Origin of the sequence: Williamsia limnetica, assembly GCF_003217475.1 — a bacterium.
In the GTDB taxonomy this organism is placed as follows: domain Bacteria; phylum Actinomycetota; class Actinomycetes; order Mycobacteriales; family Mycobacteriaceae; genus Williamsia; species Williamsia limnetica.
Genome location: NZ_QJSP01000014.1, coordinates 152,421 through 169,854, shown reverse-complemented (window position 1 = coordinate 169,854; position 17,434 = coordinate 152,421). Strand labels below are relative to the sequence as shown.

Here is a 17,434-nt window from a genome sequence, read left to right as displayed (position 1 = left end):
CTTGCTACCTGCCATGTCGTCGTCGATTCTTCCTGCCCAAACACTCGGGCAACAGAGTCGCACAACAACTGGACCACTACGAAGGGCCCACCTCACAGCTGCACGGCGGTGAGGCCATGTTTGGATGCGTTGTAAAGAAAGGACTCCTTCAACAATCTGTACGCGGCGAAGTGAAGTAGCTGTCGGATTGCTTCTACCGTCTCGCTGAACTCCTCCTCCGTCGCTCCAATCGCGGCATCTTTGGGGTCTGTCCCGCCCAGAAAGACCATCGCTATCTCGACCCGGTCAAACCCCGCATCGAGCGACTTGGCCACCTTGTCTTTGAAGTCTGCGAAACTCGTGGAAGCGGCCATCGCGAACCACGGGCATGTCTCCCGTTCTGTGTGCGCAAAGAAGAGCCGGAGGACCAGCTCGGCCGCGTGGTGAAAGATGATGACGGCTTCAGTCTGGATGTAACGCTGGCGGGCCTCCGCGTCTGGCACCGGCATCGATCCAAACTGCGTGGCCCCGATCGTGCGCTCTGACCCGAAAGACGCAGCCAACGCCTCATCAGGCGCAGCCATCAGAGACAGCGCTTCTACCCGCATCGTCAGGAACTCGCCAGGATCGGCGGTGTAGAACGTCGCATTCAGTTCCGAGAACACCTGGCGCGCCACAGCGGGCGTAGGCGGCTTGGTAGGAGGTGGCTTCTTAGCCCGACTTTTGGCCATGGAGGGAGTGTATTGGCCGACGCCGACAGCGTTGGGCTTAGAAACCGTTCACCCCAGGCGCGGCCGTGCAGATCGCGGTGACCGCGCGGTTGCATGCGCCGTTCAGTTCTGCTTGGCCGGCGGTGGTGATGTAGTGCATCTACTTTTAGTAAATCACACGAATTATATTCCCCACATCGGCAAATCTCATACTTCGGTTTTCACTACAGCTCAGTGATACCTTCTCCGCAAACCAGTGAGGGAGCAGTTATGAGTGGAAGCCACTCGGCAGAACAACCGGAGCAACCGGCTACGGCTCAACCGGCCGACGATGAGACCGAGAATGTCGTGCCAGCGACCCCCGATCCTTGGGAACCCTGGGGTGATCAGGACACGAAGCGTTACAAGAGGCATGACAGGAAGCCGGACGCGTGAGTGAAACATCGGGTGGTGAGGTCTATGCCAAGCATATAACCGAACGACTTGCGGCAGAAGTCGAGCGCAAGAAGACGCTGGAGGGCCGGGGAACAACGCTGGTCACTACCAGCTCCACACTCCTCACGATAATTTTCGCCCTGACGGTGTTTATCACCGGCAAAGAAGCCTCGTTCAAATTTAATAATGATGTCGCGATTTGGTTTCTTCTCGCAGCTCTTTTAGTCTTTGTGGCCTCAGCTGTTGCTGCCATTTACGTCCAGACGTTTGCTATCAAGTACACAGTCACCAGCGCACAGTCCCTTAGGGGCATGGTGGAGACGAATCACTGGAACGACCCCGCAGATCTAGCTCAACGCGAATGTGCGTGGCACGACATGGAAACCACCCTTAGCATCCGCAGTGCAAATGATGAAAAGGCCGGCTATGTCATCGGCAGCTTCGTTCTTCAGGTCGCAGCAATATTCCTCTTGGGGGTCTCCCTTGGAATCGAACTATTCTGACTCGCAAAGAAACATCAGTCCCTACAGTCTACGCGTAGAACCCGATCACATTAACTGTGAACGTGTAGTTGACCGCCAGCGCTCCAAGCGAGACGTTTGCATTTATCACCGTTCCACCGGATAGGGGCGCAGATGTGCTCACGTTCTGGGGTGATGTGGATGCCCCGGTGAGTGTCAGCAGGCTGTTGAGCAAACTCCCGGTTGCGATGTTGTCGTAAGAGCTGGCATTGCTGCCGATCGAGACGGTCGGCTTCAACGTCGCGCCGGAGACGTTCACCGCCCGCATGATGATCTGGGTTGGATAGAAGTTCAGGCTGCTCGGCTCTAGCGTGTAGATCGGGGTGACCCCGATGTTCTTGCCGTTCACGACGACCGTGCTCTTCTTGACCACCAGCTTGTCCGAGGGCTGCCAGATCGTCCCGTCGAAGATCAGGCTGATCTTGGTGTCCTGACAGAACGCCACCTGCCCCATGTCAGCGGATGCCGGCAAGGACGCTTGGGTATCCACCAGCATGACCTGCATGTACTTGGTGATCGCCATGGCTAGTTGTTCCCCGTCACGAGCCACCCGGTGCCACCCGCGTTGATTCGGATCTTCACGTACTTGTACTGGGCAGACAGGACTTAGGTGAGTGAGCCGTTGATGGTCTCAGACCCATTGGCTTCGATCGTCACTGTGTTCGCTGTTGCATCCGTCTTGGTGAACTCGAAAATTATGCCCGCACTGCCAGATGCGGCGGGCAGAGTGATGATGAAAGACGCTGTCGTAGCGTCGCACTCGTTGTTCGTCGCTGAGACGGTGGTCAGGGTAACTGTGGCGTTTCGAACGATCCCGAGTGCACGTTGGTTGCCCGTGAGCGAATGGACGCCGGTGAAGGCAGCAGTTCCTGATGTGCTGATCGGATAGGCACTACCGCTGGCACGAAGCCCGACGTTCGCCAAAGCCGTTCCCAAGTCAGTAGTCGCAGTCGACTGCACTACTGGCGTTGCATTTGAAGAACCCGATCTTCTGAGTAGTGGCGGTCCCGAACTTGGTCCCGGTCGTCGTGCCCAGCGTGTAGTTGACAGCGTCAGCAATTGCGTCGCTTAAAGACCTCGAGAGTTTCCCGTCTAGGGCCGCCTGGAGCCCAGTGACCGTCGTAATTGACTGGGTGCCTATGTGTGTCGTTCTGTCTCGTAGATCGGCGTCAGTCGCGTTCCGAGTGGCTAGTGCGGCGATGCCCGCCAGCTTTGACTGCTCAACTGTCGTGTAGTAGTTGCTTGACAACCCTTTGCCCACGACCACGTCGACCTTGCCCGACAAGTCAGGCGACGAGTGCCAGTTGGTTCCGTCAGACCAGACGAGGAGCTGTCCATAGTTGGAGGCGACCTTCACGTTCACTGCACCATTGATGGTCCCGACAAGCGGTGCGATCGTGATGTTGTGCGTGCTAGCCAGCCCTGACTCGTCAGCAACGATGTACGTCTGCCCGGCCTCGAGGGTCGATGCATCCTTGAGGGTAAGCGTTCTGCCAGCGGTGAGATTGGTCCAGGCTATCAAGTAGTCGTTGGCGTTCGCTGTGTAGGCCGTGTTGTCGACAGCTGTGCGCCAGTTGACCTGACCACCACCAAATCCGATGATCCCCCTGCTGTTTGAAGGCATCCCCTTCACCCAGAACGGGGCAGCTGTCCCGTCAGACGCGAGCAAGTTGTTCCCGAATGGTCGGATCGCCACTGTGGAGCTGGTGGTGTCGCCGTTCCTACTCGCAGTGACAGCTCCGATGTAGTCGGTGTCATCCGCACCGGCGCTCATGAGCATGGTCGCTTTGGCCGCGTTCGACGTGCTCGTACTGTGCAGATTTAGGACACTGCCGTCAGCGTTGCGGAGCGCAAGCTTGCCGCTGCCCCGCATATTCCACTGCACCTCAACGGACGTGTCGTCGCCGGCCATCTGAAGCACCACCGGACTACCTGGCATAACGGCATCGTTGATCGTTAGGGTGTTGTTCTTCGCCCGCCATGCACCAGTCGCTTCGTTGCGAGCCATGCGAGTGCCAGAGGTATTCGGACGGTAGATCGGCAGGTTGCAGAGCGGAGTGGAGCGAGACTCGACCAGGTTGTTCCCCATCACGCGGACGTTGCTGTACGTCCCAGAAGTGTTCATCGATATGCCGTGGCCCGAGTCAGTGTCGGCCACCAAAATCTCAGTGCCATTCGCTCGGTACTGCATACCTGGGTTGATGATGTGCTTGCCGGAGATGAGAGCGTTGTCGAGTTCCTTGATACCGATGCCGTTGCGTGCGGCGTTCTTGATGACGTTGTTGGTGACGAGAAGACCAGTGGCGTGGACGTTTCCGCTGGCACCGGAGATCGAGATGCCATCCGTCCCGATGTCACCGACATGACCAACTGGTCCACGGTGATAGCCCTGGTTGAGGTAGTTGTTGGCGATGATCCCGTAAGAAAGTCCTAAGTCGAGGTTGATGCAGGCGCGCCCCGTGTCGATGACCGTGTTCCCAGTACAGGTGAACTTTGTTGGTCCGATACTAGAGTTGTATCCAGACAGCCAAATGCCATAGAGCGCAGCATTTTCTACTGTGTTTCCAACACAGACAACCTTCCGGTTGCCGCGGCTCAGCGAGAACCCGTTGTCGTTTGATCCGTATGACCGGCTACCTATGAGGATGACTTCTTCGTTGAAGGCCCAGCCTGCATCCTTCGTGTACTCAAACTCGCAGTTCGAGGTGACATGACGCCCACTGACACCGAAGATCGTTGTCGGCAGGCTCGCCATGTTCTTGACCTTGATGTTGTTCAGGTAGATGTCGCGGATCAAGGGGCCAGAGGTTGGTTGGCCGAAGTCATCTTGCACTTCAGAAGCGAAGCTGCCGTTGATCTTAATCCCATGGAAGGGGCCAGGCGTGCGATCGCGATCCGATGTTGGAACTGTCGGGAAGGTCGTCACCGAGCCGACGAAGGTGACGTTCTGACACACAAAGCCGTCAGGAATTTCATGGGTCGGGTCGGAGCGCAGAATACCGAGCACGCCTTCGACGTCAGAGGTGGGGAACGATGCGCTGGGCACACCATCAACAGTGACTCAGTTCCGGATGTAGACGTGCGAACGGCACATATACGTGCCTGGTGGTATCCAGAAGACCCCGCCACCGTGGTCCTTGATGTAGTCCATGATCTGTCGCAGAGCCGGTGCGTCATCTGTTGTGGGGTCACCTACCGCCTTGTACTCGACCCCGTCGACAGTGACGCCACGTTGGACGTCATATACAAGGTGGGCTGGGATGTCTGGCTTGTTCAGCAGGTCTGCGTACTCCCCCCGCCAGGGCGACCGTTGACAGGTCAGAGGCATCTGGCTTGCCGTCAATAGCTGCCTGGAGAAACTGCACTGCGTCCGTCGACGTAGGTCGTGTCGGCTTCCCGGTGACGTCCGGGATCGTCGGTTTGCCGTCTAGATCCTCGTACTCACCGGAGAAAGCCCCGGGGAAAGCAGATCTGTGTCGCCTGGCCTACCGTGCGGTCCCTCCGCCACGACAGTGACGAGCGTTATGCCGCCTCCTTCAGTGATGACAACCTTATCCGCTTCAACGGTGACGGTGACAGTCTCAGGCATTCGCGGTTAGTCTCCCGCGAGGTGGTCACCACCCCCTCGACCAATCGCTTCTGATCACCAGCGGTTGACACGCAAGCTGTATCGCCGGTGTCGAATTTGACGTCGTAGGTCACCTCGCCCGGAACTTCTAACGTGACGCTGCCATCTGGAGCATCCAGGGCGAGGTGCTGGGTCAAGTCAGCTATGAGCGGCGAGGTGGTCGACTTGGTCTTGCGGATCTGCAAACGGCAGATAGCACCAGTCAGGTTGATTGGCGTGCCGTCAGGGTCAGTCCACCGGAACTTCTTCCTGAGTGTGGCGCCCTGTTCGATCGTGAAGTTGTATTGGCCAGCTGACATATCTACTTTGGATTATAATTTAAAACCGTTTCGAAAAGGCTATAATCGAACCGTAACCACAGTGGATCGAGGGGTAATACGATGTCGGACCGGCCGCCCATCCCTGCAGAGCTTGAGAGAGCACTAATGATCGAGGCGGGCTTCCGCTGCGCAATACCGACCTGTAGAACAGTTTTTCCGCTGGAGATCGAGCATATAGAAGATTACAGCGTTGTCCTGAAACATGAGTTCGGGAACATGATCGTCCTGTGCGCCAACTGTCACCGCCTTAAAGGAACGGGCCCAAGAAGCATCGATCGCAAAGCATTAAGACAAATAAAATCAAACCTCGGGATCGTAAACCAGCGGTACAACGATACTGAACGGCGCATTCTCGAGCATTTCGCGGAGCACGGGATAACAGGAAAGGTTGAGTTGCCCAACGCCGAGGTCTTATTCAGATATCTATTGAAGGACGGGATTCTGAAAGCTGAAGAAGTTCCTACGGGCTTCTGGGCCGAGACCGAAGACGGCAAGAGTCACTACATGACTCGGGGATTTGAATTGACGGACAAGGGCAAGGACCTGGTCAGCCATTTGATGGAGAATCGGCAGTTCTCGTTCGACTCATTCGACCAGGACCGGTAACAGCACACATCGACAGTTACCGTGCAGCGGTGCGCCTGGCACATCGTCGTAGTCCAGGTTGATCGTCTTGCCGCCGTCCCCCTCGAACACGTCGCCATTGCTGAAGAAGTTCTTCGTCAGTGGCACCACCTTGCCGTTCAGTGGCCGGCAGAATTTACAGACGCGTTCATCCTGCGCAGTAAACCACTCCTTGCCCTCGACAACGCCGCTCTGCGTCCACCCCTCGATGTCCGCGAAGCTCTGTGCCCGCGTGACTTCGGTCCGTGCGATGCGATCAGCTCGGTAGATCAGCGCCGCACCGAACACCTTCTCAACCCGTGCCCGTAACTCGAAGCTCGTCTCTCCAGCCTGGATGCCCTGGGACAGCTCAGCACGCAGCTGCTTCTCGGTCTCGTCGTTGACGTCCTTGGCAATTCTGGAGCTGCGTAACTGGTAGTAGGTCTGGATCGCCTGGTTGAAGGTGTTGAACAGTGAAGGGTCAAGGTTCACCTGCTCGAATGCGCACTTACCTGTCTCGGCCACGATGCCCAGCAGGAGCGGAGCCAGTACCCGCGCCATCTCCTTGTCCAGGTCTCCCCAGTCGACGACGTCGCTTAGCCAGTCCTTGCGGGTGTAGCCCTTGGTCGGGGTCGGCGTCGTGTCGAGCTTGCCGAGCACGATCGTGCGCTGGACCTCAAACTGTCGCCGGAGAGATTCGAGCATGACACCCTCGTGGTGCTCCCCACGGCGGCGATAGAGATCGACCTTGTCGTCAGGTTCTAGGCTGCGCGTGACGATTTTGGGAACCTCTTCTCACCCTCATCGTCCGCGCCGCTTGGATTGTCGGGATCATCCTCGTCTGCATCTTCGTCCTGAGACGCGTCTGCAGGCGCTGGAGCGGTCGCGATGCGTTCGAGTGGTGCGAGTGTCCCCTGCGCGTAGATCTGCGCTCCTAGGCCGCCAGGAAGAGCTTCCATGCCGTACTGCTCGCGGGTCTAGTCATCAGAGGTGCACCCTCAGCGCCAGTCAGCTCCTGTCGATCCTTCCAACCCCAGTTGTTCTTCAGTGAGAACGCGGCTCCGGTTACAGCGCGTCCATAAAATTGCGACTCCGCATACTCGTGGCACCTGTGGTACGCAGCGTTCACCGTGCCGAAAAATTCATCGCGTTTCTTGTAGTTGACAAGCGTATCTCGATCAACACCAAGGGCTCTCGCAAGGCCTGAGACGGTATAGGGCTGCTGCTCGGTCATGACCCTCACGGTGACGCCAGATGGTCTCGCCCTTCTCGTTGATACCGCAATCGACAACACGTCGTTGGGTGTGTGGATCGCACATGTCGAAGTAGGCGTTGATCGCGCGTTCCGGTTCCTCAACCGTCTTGTACTTAAGTGGACGGCCTACTGGGTTTTTGTCTTCTACGTCTTGTGTGGGTTGGTCTTTCATAGTCGTTGCGACTATTTACGCACGTCAGAGCGCTTTTGTACAGAGCATCTAGAGCTTGAAGTGATGCCAGGCTTCCCAGACACCGGAGATGAGTAGCCAGATACAGAGGGCCGCGACGACGTAGAGCGGCCACAGTGCACCGGAGGCGATACCGACGATCCCCATGGCAATCATGAGGGTATAGACGACAACCGAGATCCAACTGAACCACAACTGGTGCTTGTCGAATCGCCTGCGGGTGTTGATGGTATCGGGAATCCGAGGCTGTTCTGTTTAAAGTGGACTCTCCACACGTATCCGATAACAAAGAGGCCTAGCGACGACGCAACGATCGAGCCTATTTGCCAAGAAATCCAGTAGGGCATCAGGCCATGAGCGTCAGGGCGAGCGGCACCCAAAGCTCCGTCAGACCTGAAATCATCGTCGACCGCTTACGCGGGCCGGCCCAGTCGGCGTCCTTGGAGAGTCTAAGTTGGAAAGTCACGAACAACACCGACACTGCCGCAACGCACGCGGCGCTCACTCCAGCAAAGAACGGAATCCATACGTCTGTTTCCACGCGACCCCCATGCTCCGTTGACGTTCATCGGCAGCGTATGCCAATCTGCAGCGGAAGACACGAATGTTCGCACTGCGTAGAACTTCTGGCCTTACTCCACGCGCTTCAACGCCCACCCCGGCACCCAGTGAGTCACCGTCTCATCCCGCCCCTTCGCCGGGATCGTGTACGTCACCTTGCCGAGCCATTCCCCTTGGTCCGACAACCCCCACTCACTGAGCACGCCCGTGGCACGCTTGCGGAACTGCAAGCCGTCTGGGTGGTACGTGCCCTCGTGGTGCGGTTCATACGGGTAGAGAACCTGCAGGTCAATCGTGACCTCTAGCCGGCTACTTTAATGAAGGCAGGTCTGCGGTTCCAGTGCTCACCTACCACCGCCAAGAAATGGGCTGACCGCTACCGGCCCGGCGGCGAAGCGGCGATGGTCGACCGTTCCAGCCGCCCGCACCACAGCCCCGGGCGCACTCCGACCAAGACTGAACGGCGAATCATCAACCTGCGCTTCACACGCCGCTGGGGACCACACCGCATCGCCTACCACCTGCACCTCGCCCACAGCACCGTCGGAGCGGTCCTACGGCGCTTCAAGATGCCCCTGCTGCGGTACCTAGACCAGAACACCGGCCTGCCGGTGCGGCGACCCAAACCGGTCCGCTACGAACACGAGGCGCCGGGCGATCTGATCCACGTCGACATCAAAAGCTCGGCAGAATCCCCGACGGCGGCGGCCACCGCAAACTCGGACGCCAAGAAGGCAAGCGCAACATCAAACGACACGGCCTGGGCTACGCATTCATCCACCACGCCGTCGACGACCACTCCCGCCTGGCGTACTCAGAAATCCTCCACGACGAGAACAAAGAGACCGCCTCAGCGTTCTGGATCCGCGCCAACGCCTACTTCAACCTCCACAACATCGTCGCCAAACGAGTACTCACCGACAACGGATCATGTTACCGCTCAGAGCTATTCGCCGAAACACTCAGCGACGACATCAAGCACAAACGGACCCGTCCCTACCGGCCGCAAACCAACGGCAAAGTCGAACGATTCGGGCCGCACCCTGAACCAGGAATGGGCCTACGCCCACACCTACCTCTCCGAGGACGCCCGCGCCGCGACCCACCAAGACTGGGTCCACGACTACAATCACCACAGACCCCACACAGGCATCGACGGAAAATCACCCATCGACCACATCACTGTGCACAACGTCCCCGGGAAGAACAGCTAGGCCGCTTTATTTAGTTGTGGGTCGACTCATAGCTGCTCCCGTGGGTACGCCTTGATGTCACCTTTGCTGCTTGTGCAGACAGTGATCCCCCTGTACGGGTCTTGGAGGACGTAGTCCGTCCCGAACATGTCACGGCAGACTTGTTCACGGCGCGGCTCGTCAACTATGTAAAAAGCGGCGACCCAGATCAGCAAGACCGCGATGCCTACAAAGGCGACGCCGAAGATCAGATCAAGCGGCTCGACCCTCATCACTTGCCCGCCGTCGCGACCACCTTGGTCTGCGTCTTCTTCTTACCAAAGATCGACGGCGTTGGTAGCCCCCGGCGCTGACGCACCATGATATCGAGCTTGATTCTTTTTTTCTGCACTAGTTCTTCGTAGTAACTCATAACTTGATTCTCCATATTTAGTTATCTGTTTTAACTATGAGCCAAACGTCCAGAAGATGCAATAGCCAAGTTGTGGGTTGTGGATAATTAATCGGATGGTCAGATGTGGGGTGGGATGCGGCGGTCTGGTGAGGCTGACGTGCTTCAATACCGGGATGAGTGAGCAGGAACCGTTCACGTGGACGAAGGCCCACACCGTGAGGACGATCGTTTGGACGCTGGCACTCCTGGCCGGCACCGTGATCGGTCTGGCCTGGGGTGGAGCTGACTACTGGGGGAAGCCAGAGTTGGGTCCTGTCGCTGCGTGGGTAGCGGGGATCTTGACGGCAGGTGCACTTTTGATCGCTGCGTACCAGGCAAGTCTGGCTCGACGAGCGGCAGCAGATGCTGATCGTCGACTCACGGAACAGTTGAAAGCCACGCATCGCTCGGAGCAGGTCAACGTAGTAGCGGATATGTGGTCTCATGTCGGTTCGCTTAGAGGTGCTGTGCACGACGTCAGTTCCGCAATGTTTATCTTCAAGGATCAAGGTCGAAGTGCCTATGACACTTTTCAAACTGGTGATCCGACGGACCTAGCGCTTGAACGGTACCGCAACAAGATTGCCGAACTGGACGCGGCTATCACGAGGGCGTTGATGGTGGTCGAAGAACCAAACACCAGAAAGATCGTGAACTACTTGAATGGCTTGCGGTCAATCCTAGATGCTCAACTCTGGGTAGCCGTCGGCGACATATTTGAAGAAGGCGACTTCAACTTCGCTGAGACGGAGGCGGCACTCGAAGGAATCCAAAACATCCACGGAACCCTGGTGTCGACTGTTCACCAGAACCTTGTGCTGAACAAGTCGCAGGCTACTTTTTCCATGCAGGCTACGTCGTCGGCCGAAGTGACGCGGCCATCCCGACCGACTGAACCAACGCAAACAGACCCGCCTTCTAGCTCGTAAGCAGCGGGAATTGATACTGAAGCGATACCTGAGTGAGTGGGACTGGTCGTAGGTAATCAGGCACTGCTTGATAATTAACTCCCTTTCCTAGGGTTCCAAGGTGGGTGAAGGCTGTCTGGTTGAAGGTATGTGCTCGCGGGCTGCTGATCTTCACAGCGCCCACTTGGTCTTGGTGGCGTTCCGCCTCTACCGCTTCGTATGCTTTACATACCAACCCGCGAACAGTTACCTTCAATCTTCAAAGCATGAGCATGGCTGCTAGTAGTAGACGGCGAACTTCCGATCTGCGGCGCGGTGGCAACCATACAGATTAGATCCTCTGCTGGGGTCTTCACCTTACTACTAGCTGGTCTTTGTAAGTACTCAGCATCCGTCCAAAGATAAATACTCGACATAATAGCCATGAAGTGCATACAAGCCAACGAACGACCGTTGTATAGCGTCTCACTTACAGGTGTCACCTGTTCTAACCGGACTCCTTGTATGCCCATGTACATGCTTTGAACTGTTATAGACAGAACGGGAGAGACAAGTAAGGTGGAAAAGAGGGCGAACCCTCACGAACTCACCTAATTCTCCCGCTATAGCAGATCCGCAACATTGCGGAGAGCTTCACGCCCCGTTCCATCTATAACGCAGACTGAATTGTTAAAGTAGCTAGAGTTGGCATTCCGTCATACATCAGTACACCGCGGGCCTTTACCGAAGACTTAAAACGTTGAGCTGTTTTACCAGGTCATTTAACGTCCGCCTAGAAGCCAACAGTCAGGGACTCCCGAGACTACAAGAAGAGCACCCCTTACGGAGTGCCCTGCATCTATCATCACTTTCAATTATAGAGAATCGTGAATTTATTGCAATACCCTCCGATGTTCCTCTCAGGAGCAAGGCCTACACCATTTGATGATAGATGCTGCTTACTTTTAGTTAAGCACGAATGGCATGTTGTTCAATACCATTCAGCCCGCACCCTATAACGCACATGGCCTCAAATTAGGCAACACCGGCAATTCCTCCGCCCCTCGCTTCGCTCGCACCCTCAGCGCACTCAGCTCTGGGTGGAACGTGTTGTGCCTGTTCCCCTGCAGGTTGAGCGGTACGTCCAAGCTCGCGATCAGCTCGTCCTCGAGTTCCCAGGGCTCTGGGTGCACCACCCACGACACCAGAGCGTTCTGCTTCATCCACTCGGTCAACACGGTCTCCCCCGTATGGAAGGTCATGCGCTTCCCCGATCCCACTCGGCGCAGCTCGGTCCCCAGCTCATCAGCCAGGAGACACCCCAGGGTGAGGCGCAGCGTTGATCCCGCCGCATTGCCGCCGAAGTGGTTCGCCCTGATACGGCGCTGAATGTTCTGCTTACTAGGTGGCCGGCCGTTGCCTGGAGGCTTGCTAGGGCTTATGCCCGTGTAGAGCAGTGTCAGTGTCGACTCGTCATGCTCGCGCGTCTTACAGTCTCCCGTAGCAATGTTTCCGGGGATCTTTCGGAACCACCAGCCGTACACACCAGGATTGGCCGGCACTGGGCAAGGCCGTGCGCAAATCTCGTCACCTGTGTAGATGCGTGATCCAAGGTAGTCAGCGTGCCAGTCGGTCATGAGGTGATGGTGCCAGGTCAAAAACCCGGCGACGCCAACAACACCAAAAAGCCCACTGACCAGCAGGTTGGGTGTCTCAACATGTAGCATCACCGTCCATGGACGACTTCATGCCGCAGTACGCAGACCGAATACTGCTGTACCGGTATCAGCGGGCCGTAAACCTGCGGGCTGATTTGAAAGCAGCAGTCCGCGAGTTCCGACTGGTTCGGCTAGCACACATTATTGCCACTAGTGCGATCGTTCTCGGTGTATCGGTCACCATGACCTTCGTTTTCTATTTGATCATTGAGGGTGGATCACCAGGGACTACCACGTCCCCCTTGTACCTGTCTGCACCGATTGCCATCTCCTTTATCTCCGTCGTCTACTCGGCTCGCCTAGCTAGAACATCACGCGAACAAGAGATGAAAGTTGATGAGTATCGTCGCCTAATTGCGGAGAACGACGAGCTAACCAAGCTTGTACTGAAGCGGAGCCCCTACTGGACTAACGACGAGCTTTTCGGTCACGAGCTATGAACGACCCAATTGTGCATCGGGACAATCCGAGTGAGTCTCCTATCGAACTAGTCCGGCTGACACTTGCAATGAGCGGCAATCAGCCTGAAGTCCAAAGAATCGACGATGCCGCAGCACAGCGTGACCGCGACGAAAGGTCCCGCTTCTGGATGAGCACGGGGGGCGGTGCGCTCATCGGCGCAATAGCGCTTGTGATCGGGGCAATCATCACAGTCGGACTCCCTGCGATCATGGAGAAGGATTCGACTCCTGCCCAGATCACCAACTGCGCTCAGCAACAGAAAGACGCAGTCCAGAACCAGAAAGAGAATCCGAATATCAAGTATGAGTTCACAGGCGAAAGCGATAAACAGTGTCACCTCACTCAAATCGTGGAGCAAGTCAAAGAACAGCAAGCTAAGCTGACGCCCAAGGTCGACGAGGACGTCACGCCTTGATTAAGGGCTTCTAACTCGCTCTCGTTGCCACAGTAATCCCACACTGGGACAATCGTTCTCATGCGTCTCCCACAAAACACCACGCTTCGCAACCTACTCTGGGTCCAGCGGAGCATCCTCCCGGTACCCGTCCTGGAACCCACCATGCTCGACGATTGCTACTACGAGCCGGGTGACACATTCGAGATGGTGTCCTGGGCTCCCCGCTATTGGTGGGTGAAGTATCTCTAGTTACGTCATGCTCACCGTTACTCAGCGGGATGGCTCTGTCATGTACGAGCTTTACGTGGATCGGTTGGGGCTGGCACCTGCGCGGCGCTGTCTGGCGTTCGTGGATAAGTCGAGCGATATCCGGTGGGCCAGGCGGAAGGTGCGGCATCTGCACATCTCCCCGTTCAATAATCGGACACGGGGACAGAAGCGGCAATATCTGAGGCTGGTACGGGATGACGAGTTAGGGTTCTAGGGCTGCTTGTCCTGAACCGAGTAGCTCCCGTTCTTCAGGTTATCCATGAATCGTGTTGCCGCCTCGGGGCTCGAAAACCTGAACGCTGTCGACTTTGGGCGCACGTCGAAGTACCCGTTTCCAAGGTCTATGTAGTCACATTGGATTGATGGCAGCTCTCTTCTGCCTTGTCATGGGTGGCCCAAGCGATGACTGCATCATCATGGATCTTCATTGATCAGTGATGTCAATTTTGGTACGCACATTGCCGTTCTTGTTGAACTTTGTTATCAGGTACGTCTTGCTTGATCCTAGGCTGTGTCTAATTTGCGGTGTACCGGGGCTCAGCCACATCGCCGAACAACGCCCCAGATCTCGTCTTCACCTCCACCACAACCAGGTCCGGGCCCTCGGCGGCAATCAGATCCAACTCGCCATACCGACACCGCCAGTTGCGGACCAACACCACCCACCCCAAGCCATCGAGAAAATCAGCAGCCAAATCCTCACCCAACTGCCCCACCTCACGACGCGAACGCCGAGCACCACCGACCCCTGACTGATCCATGAACCAACCATGACCACCCACACCCACAAAACCCCAGACAACAACCCCACCCGGCGGCCACCTGTGGACAAACAACCCAACTGTGGACAACGGCGGTGTTCGGATCACCGGGCCAGGTCTGCGCGTCCGACCTGGACCCGGCACCGATGCCGAGCCGAGGCCGTCAGCGATTCAGCGCTGCGCTGAGCAACGGCCACGACTTGTGGAGGTCGTCCTGCCAGTATCCCCAGCTGTGCGTACCGGTGTCACGAAGATCTACGGTCGCCGGAATATTCAGCGCCCGCAATCGATCCCGCATCTTGTAGGTGCAGTTGTTGGTTGCCGTCTCGATGATCGCGCCCACCGCGATCTGTTCGGTGAGCTTTGCACCGTTCCCGTTGATCCCGGGCCCGTCGATCACGTCGTATTCACCCGGCAAGCCCGAACCATTGGATATGTAAATGGCTTTGCCCCTGAGCTTTTCAGCGTTGACATAGGGATCGTTGCGGACCCATTCCGGGTCGGTCGGCGGACCCCACATGTTCACGGTGTTGCCACCGCCCCGGATCTCGACGGTGAGTCGGACATAGGCCTGCCCCTCGAGATCGCTTGTCATCGCGCACCCGCTGTACGACCCGACCGCCTGATACAGCGCCGGCTCTTTCAGCGCGAGCTGGAACACCGAGGTCCCAGCCATCGATATCCCGGCAATAGCGTTGCGGCCGTTGCCGTTGAACTGAGCGTCCATCAAGGGCGGGAGTTCTCGGGTGAGGAACGTGGCCCACTTCTGCCTGCCCAGTTTGGGGTCGTCGTTGCGCCAGTCGGTGAAGTAGCTGGCCGCACCGCCCATGGGTACAACAACATTGACGTTCTGGTCGGCGAAGAAGCTGGTGATGTCGGTTTGATCGAACCAACTGCTACCCCCCTCGCCGCCCGCGGCTCCATTGAGGAGGTACACCGTCGGCGCGGGCCGTGACGGATCGGTCGCCGGCAGTACTTTCACTGTCAGTTCCGAGTCCATCGCAGCAGACTTCACCACCACATCGACAATTCCTTGCGGGCGATCTGCCATGCTAACTATGTTGGATCCGTCGGATGCTGCCACCAATCCACCATCAGGCTCCGCCCCCGCATACCCTGGCCCGGAAAACGATAGGGCGAACGCCATCACCACAAAAGTGACTACAAATGTTTCTGCATTTCGCATACTTCGACGCGGCCAACCACTACGCAAACACAGCTTCATGTCCAGATCCTTCCAGGGGCGGTGAGCTCGCAACATCCGGCGCGCGAGCAGAGTAGAACACGTAGAACATGGAGCGCGACAATATCTTTGCGACATCAAACCACGAGCGGCCTGTCGCTTACCACAGCAGGACAAGTGTGTCCACGTAGTCAGAGTTAGTGGTCGCCGAGATTATTTCTCAATCACTGTTGTCACAAGACACCGTTCGATGTATCTTTCTCGGTGCACGACAAACGCGAGAAAGGTCGGGGCCGAACGTCAAAAGGCGTGAGGACGCGTATGTCGACGAATACTCGATTCAGCGACGAATTCGACGTTCACGGTGGGCGAATTATTCACAGTGGCGAATCCCCGGGCCGACAAAAATCCATGGCAATCGGACATGTGCAGCTTGCCACCCATGGTGCGCTCAGGCGTGCCTGCCAGGTGACTTCGACAGGAGTGCAGGATGGTCAATTTCGGTCTCATCAACGAGTGGGAACCCACTCCCGGGCGGCTTACCAGCTGGGTCGCCTCCCTGGCGTCAGTCGCCGAGGCCGGAAGGGCGCCGAAACATCCGAGTCCCCCCTCCCACCAGCAGGAGGAGTACCTGCGGACAGCGGGCCGCAACGAATCCGCGGGATTCCGGTTTTCGCGGCTCTGCCTGGTGGCGTTCGACTTTCACACCCCGCTGGACGTCGATGCCATGACCCGTACGGTGAACACCTTTCTGCGCCGTCATGACACGTTCAGCAGTTGGTTCGCGGCCGAGCCCGACGGAACGATCGTTCGGCACGTGATGGACCCGGCCGCCATCGATTTCGTACCCACCGACCACGGTGTCAAGGACTCGGCCGACGCGATCAGGCTCCACGTTCAGGACGAGACACCAGGACCGTTCAGCTGGGACTGCTTCACCTTCGGCGCCATCGAACACGGCAGCGGCTTCACCCTCTATGCCGCATTCGATCACCTTGTGACCGACGGAATTTCATCGGCGCTCGCGCTGGTCGAACTCCTGCAGATCTACTCGACTCAGATCCAAGGGCTACCCAGCGGACTGGCCGAGGTCGGTAGCTACATCGATTACTGCGCACGGGAACGGTCTGGCTCGGCTGAACTCACCCTCGAATCACCTCACGTCGAACGCTGGGTGGAACTGGTCCGCGACAACGGTGGAACCCTCCCGACTTTTCCTCTCGACCTGGGAGTTTCGAGCTCCGGCTACGCCCGCACCGCGCATCTGTCGGCGACGTTGTTCAGCGAGGCCGATGCTGAACGGTTTGCTACGGTGTGCCGCGAGAACGGCGCCGCGTTCACTCCCGGCGTCCTCGCAGTGGCAGCCCTGGCGAGTCATGAGTTCACGGGCAAGAGTCGCTATTTCGGTCTGACGCCGAAGAGCACGCGCTCGACCCCGGCCGAGTTCAGCTCGATCGGCTGGTTCACGAGTTTGATCCCGGTTCCGCTGACCGTCGAGGAGTCATCGACGTTCACCTCGATCGTGGGCGCTGCTCAGCAATCCTACGACGCCGGCAAAGAACTCACCGATGTCTCGTTTCACCGGGTGATGCAACTCGTCGAACCCGACAGCGGCATCGACGTCCAACCGGGCTGGTCGGTGCCGATGGTGTCGTACATCGACGTACGCAAGCTGCCCGGGGTGGACGTGTTCGACGCGTTGAACGCCGGCCTCTTCGGCAACCGCGGCAGTTCGGAGGAAGTCTTCCTCTGGATCAATCGATTCAACGACCAGACGTCGATCAGTCTGTTGTTCCCCGACACCGACGAAGCCCACATCGCGATCAAACTCTACGTCGATCGGCTGACCGAGATCTTCACGACGATCGCCGGCACCGGCGATTACAGCCCGTCCGTGGCGGCACTGGCCTCCTAGGCGGTGCATTCGC

General features: G+C 57.5%; 21 protein-coding genes and 1 pseudogene. 9 read left to right on the top strand and 13 right to left on the bottom strand.

All coding sequences use genetic code 11. The features are described 5' to 3' along the window. Positions 1 to 92: 92 nt before the first annotated feature. On the bottom strand, positions 93 to 710 hold the full coding sequence (locus DFR67_RS22440) for a hypothetical protein (protein ID WP_146240505.1): 618 nt from the start codon (positions 708 to 710) through the stop codon (positions 93 to 95). A gap of 410 nt (positions 711 to 1,120) precedes the next feature. On the opposite strand from DFR67_RS22440, the gene DFR67_RS22435 reads away from it, so the two are divergent. Then, positions 1,121 to 1,627: a hypothetical protein gene (locus tag DFR67_RS22435; protein ID WP_110471684.1), complete on the top strand. Its 507-nt coding sequence runs from the start codon at positions 1,121 to 1,123 to the stop codon at positions 1,625 to 1,627. A gap of 28 nt (positions 1,628 to 1,655) precedes the next feature. Here DFR67_RS22435 and DFR67_RS22430 read toward each other — a convergent pair whose 3' ends face one another. Next, positions 1,656 to 2,168 (bottom strand): hypothetical protein, encoded by a 513-nt coding sequence (locus DFR67_RS22430; protein ID WP_146240504.1) that lies wholly within the window; start codon positions 2,166 to 2,168, stop codon positions 1,656 to 1,658. An 87-nt stretch (positions 2,169 to 2,255) separates the two neighbouring features. Between DFR67_RS22430 and DFR67_RS30955 the strand changes: the two genes are divergently transcribed. After that, complete coding sequence (locus DFR67_RS30955) at positions 2,256 to 2,534, top strand: hypothetical protein (protein WP_211325136.1); 279 nt, start codon at positions 2,256 to 2,258, stop codon at positions 2,532 to 2,534. A 48-nt stretch (positions 2,535 to 2,582) separates the two neighbouring features. On the opposite strand, the gene DFR67_RS22420 is transcribed toward DFR67_RS30955, so the two are convergent. The 3 genes from DFR67_RS22420 to DFR67_RS22410 form a co-directional block, all read right to left on the bottom strand. After that, the gene (locus DFR67_RS22420) at positions 2,583 to 4,691 is read right to left on the bottom strand and encodes a hypothetical protein (RefSeq protein WP_110471681.1); all 2,109 of its coding nucleotides are present in this window, start codon (positions 4,689 to 4,691) and stop codon (positions 2,583 to 2,585) included. A gap of 15 nt (positions 4,692 to 4,706) precedes the next feature. Continuing rightward, the gene (locus DFR67_RS22415; RefSeq protein ID WP_110471680.1) at positions 4,707 to 4,973 is read right to left on the bottom strand and encodes a hypothetical protein; all 267 of its coding nucleotides are present in this window, start codon (positions 4,971 to 4,973) and stop codon (positions 4,707 to 4,709) included. Between the two features lie 194 nt (positions 4,974 to 5,167). Further along, positions 5,168 to 5,572 (bottom strand): hypothetical protein, encoded by a 405-nt coding sequence (locus DFR67_RS22410; protein WP_110471679.1) that lies wholly within the window; start codon positions 5,570 to 5,572, stop codon positions 5,168 to 5,170. 81 nt (positions 5,573 to 5,653) lie between these two features. On the opposite strand from DFR67_RS22410, the gene DFR67_RS22405 reads away from it, so the two are divergent. Beyond that, entirely contained in the window at positions 5,654 to 6,199 is a 546-nt protein-coding gene (locus tag DFR67_RS22405; protein ID WP_110471678.1) for an HNH endonuclease signature motif containing protein, read from the top strand. Here DFR67_RS22405 and DFR67_RS22400 read toward each other — a convergent pair. From DFR67_RS22400 to DFR67_RS31205, 3 genes are all read right to left on the bottom strand, one after another. After that, positions 6,179 to 6,901, bottom strand: coding sequence for a minor capsid protein (locus DFR67_RS22400; RefSeq protein WP_110471677.1), 723 nt, complete (start codon positions 6,899 to 6,901; stop codon positions 6,179 to 6,181). The two genes, DFR67_RS22405 and DFR67_RS22400, sit on opposite strands and share 21 nt — an antisense overlap. A 229-nt stretch (positions 6,902 to 7,130) precedes the next feature. Next, positions 7,131 to 7,430, bottom strand: a complete 300-nt coding sequence (locus tag DFR67_RS22395) for a terminase small subunit (RefSeq protein ID WP_146240503.1) — start codon at positions 7,428 to 7,430, stop codon at positions 7,131 to 7,133. A 241-nt stretch (positions 7,431 to 7,671) separates the two neighbouring features. Then, positions 7,672 to 7,869, bottom strand: a complete 198-nt coding sequence (locus tag DFR67_RS31205; RefSeq protein ID WP_281268364.1) for a hypothetical protein — start codon at positions 7,867 to 7,869, stop codon at positions 7,672 to 7,674. Positions 7,870 to 8,522: 653 nt separating this feature from the next. Between DFR67_RS31205 and DFR67_RS22380 the strand changes: the two are divergent. Next, a pseudogene (locus DFR67_RS22380) lies at positions 8,523 to 9,416 on the top strand (IS481 family transposase); the annotation flags it as partial. Positions 9,417 to 9,442: 26 nt separating this feature from the next. On the opposite strand, the gene DFR67_RS22375 reads toward DFR67_RS22380, so the two are convergent. After that, positions 9,443 to 9,667, bottom strand: a complete 225-nt coding sequence (locus DFR67_RS22375) for a hypothetical protein (protein ID WP_110471674.1) — start codon at positions 9,665 to 9,667, stop codon at positions 9,443 to 9,445. Then, positions 9,667 to 9,807, bottom strand: a complete 141-nt coding sequence (locus tag DFR67_RS30600; RefSeq protein ID WP_158540011.1) for a hypothetical protein — start codon at positions 9,805 to 9,807, stop codon at positions 9,667 to 9,669. Before DFR67_RS30600 ends, DFR67_RS22375 begins: the two co-directional genes overlap by 1 nt. A gap of 155 nt (positions 9,808 to 9,962) precedes the next feature. Here DFR67_RS30600 and DFR67_RS22370 point away from each other — a divergent pair, with 155 nt between their 5' ends. Further along, on the top strand, positions 9,963 to 10,757 hold the full coding sequence (locus DFR67_RS22370; protein ID WP_146240502.1) for a hypothetical protein: 795 nt from the start codon (positions 9,963 to 9,965) through the stop codon (positions 10,755 to 10,757). A 971-nt stretch (positions 10,758 to 11,728) separates the two neighbouring features. On the opposite strand, the gene DFR67_RS22365 is transcribed toward DFR67_RS22370, so the two are convergent. After that, positions 11,729 to 12,442 (bottom strand): GIY-YIG nuclease family protein, encoded by a 714-nt coding sequence (locus tag DFR67_RS22365; protein ID WP_245938091.1) that lies wholly within the window; start codon positions 12,440 to 12,442, stop codon positions 11,729 to 11,731. Between the two features lie 8 nt (positions 12,443 to 12,450). On the opposite strand from DFR67_RS22365, the gene DFR67_RS22360 reads away from it, so the two are divergent. The 3 genes from DFR67_RS22360 to DFR67_RS30595 are packed head-to-tail and all read left to right on the top strand — an operon-like array spanning position 12,451 to position 13,541. Further along, the gene (locus DFR67_RS22360) at positions 12,451 to 12,873 is read left to right on the top strand and encodes a hypothetical protein (protein WP_110471672.1); all 423 of its coding nucleotides are present in this window, start codon (positions 12,451 to 12,453) and stop codon (positions 12,871 to 12,873) included. Then, positions 12,870 to 13,310 carry a hypothetical protein gene (locus DFR67_RS22355; RefSeq protein WP_146240501.1) on the top strand — a complete coding sequence of 147 codons (441 nt, stop codon included), beginning with the start codon at positions 12,870 to 12,872 and terminating at the stop codon, positions 13,308 to 13,310. Before DFR67_RS22360 ends, DFR67_RS22355 begins: the two co-directional genes overlap by 4 nt. Positions 13,311 to 13,370: 60 nt before the next feature. Next, the gene (locus DFR67_RS30595) at positions 13,371 to 13,541 is read left to right on the top strand and encodes a hypothetical protein (protein ID WP_158540010.1); all 171 of its coding nucleotides are present in this window, start codon (positions 13,371 to 13,373) and stop codon (positions 13,539 to 13,541) included. Positions 13,542 to 14,077: 536 nt separating this feature from the next. Here DFR67_RS30595 and DFR67_RS22345 read toward each other — a convergent pair. Both DFR67_RS22345 and DFR67_RS22340 read right to left on the bottom strand, forming a co-directional pair. Beyond that, positions 14,078 to 14,323, bottom strand: a complete 246-nt coding sequence (locus DFR67_RS22345) for a YraN family protein (RefSeq protein WP_110471669.1) — start codon at positions 14,321 to 14,323, stop codon at positions 14,078 to 14,080. 163 nt (positions 14,324 to 14,486) lie between these two features. Next, on the bottom strand, positions 14,487 to 15,509 hold the full coding sequence (locus tag DFR67_RS22340) for an alpha/beta hydrolase (RefSeq protein WP_211325135.1): 1,023 nt from the start codon (positions 15,507 to 15,509) through the stop codon (positions 14,487 to 14,489). Between the two features lie 487 nt (positions 15,510 to 15,996). Between DFR67_RS22340 and DFR67_RS22335 the strand changes: the two genes are divergently transcribed. Beyond that, positions 15,997 to 17,421 carry a condensation domain-containing protein gene (locus DFR67_RS22335; protein ID WP_110471667.1) on the top strand — a complete coding sequence of 475 codons (1,425 nt, stop codon included), beginning with the start codon at positions 15,997 to 15,999 and terminating at the stop codon, positions 17,419 to 17,421. Positions 17,422 to 17,434: the final 13 nt, after the last annotated feature.

What these genes read in the sequence shown, in the direction of transcription:
- DFR67_RS22440 (WP_146240505.1), bottom strand. Translation starts at nt 710, where the DNA reads ATGGCCAAAAGTCGGGCTAAGAAGCCACCTCCTACCAAGCCGCCTACG.
- DFR67_RS22430 (WP_146240504.1), bottom strand. Translation starts at nt 2,168, where the DNA reads ATGGCGATCACCAAGTACATGCAGGTCATGCTGGTGGATACCCAAGCG.
- DFR67_RS22415 (WP_110471680.1), bottom strand. Translation starts at nt 4,973, where the DNA reads ATGCCTCTGACCTGTCAACGGTCGCCCTGGCGGGGGGAGTACGCAGAC.
- DFR67_RS22410 (WP_110471679.1), bottom strand. Translation starts at nt 5,572, where the DNA reads ATGTCAGCTGGCCAATACAACTTCACGATCGAACAGGGCGCCACACTC.
- DFR67_RS22405 (WP_110471678.1), top strand. Translation starts at nt 5,654, where the DNA reads ATGTCGGACCGGCCGCCCATCCCTGCAGAGCTTGAGAGAGCACTAATG.
- DFR67_RS22400 (WP_110471677.1), bottom strand. Translation starts at nt 6,901, where the DNA reads ATGCTCGAATCTCTCCGGCGACAGTTTGAGGTCCAGCGCACGATCGTG.
- DFR67_RS22395 (WP_146240503.1), bottom strand. Translation starts at nt 7,430, where the DNA reads ATGACCGAGCAGCAGCCCTATACCGTCTCAGGCCTTGCGAGAGCCCTT.
- DFR67_RS22375 (WP_110471674.1), bottom strand. Translation starts at nt 9,667, where the DNA reads ATGAGGGTCGAGCCGCTTGATCTGATCTTCGGCGTCGCCTTTGTAGGC.
- DFR67_RS30600 (WP_158540011.1), bottom strand. Translation starts at nt 9,807, where the DNA reads ATGAGTTACTACGAAGAACTAGTGCAGAAAAAAAGAATCAAGCTCGAT.
- DFR67_RS22370 (WP_146240502.1), top strand. Translation starts at nt 9,963, where the DNA reads ATGAGTGAGCAGGAACCGTTCACGTGGACGAAGGCCCACACCGTGAGG.
- DFR67_RS22365 (WP_245938091.1), bottom strand. Translation starts at nt 12,442, where the DNA reads ATGCTACATGTTGAGACACCCAACCTGCTGGTCAGTGGGCTTTTTGGT.
- DFR67_RS22360 (WP_110471672.1), top strand. Translation starts at nt 12,451, where the DNA reads ATGGACGACTTCATGCCGCAGTACGCAGACCGAATACTGCTGTACCGG.
- DFR67_RS22355 (WP_146240501.1), top strand. Translation starts at nt 12,870, where the DNA reads ATGAACGACCCAATTGTGCATCGGGACAATCCGAGTGAGTCTCCTATC.
- DFR67_RS30595 (WP_158540010.1), top strand. Translation starts at nt 13,371, where the DNA reads ATGCGTCTCCCACAAAACACCACGCTTCGCAACCTACTCTGGGTCCAG.
- DFR67_RS22345 (WP_110471669.1), bottom strand. Translation starts at nt 14,323, where the DNA reads ATGGATCAGTCAGGGGTCGGTGGTGCTCGGCGTTCGCGTCGTGAGGTG.
- DFR67_RS22340 (WP_211325135.1), bottom strand. Translation starts at nt 15,509, where the DNA reads ATGCGAAATGCAGAAACATTTGTAGTCACTTTTGTGGTGATGGCGTTC.
- DFR67_RS22335 (WP_110471667.1), top strand. Translation starts at nt 15,997, where the DNA reads ATGGTCAATTTCGGTCTCATCAACGAGTGGGAACCCACTCCCGGGCGG.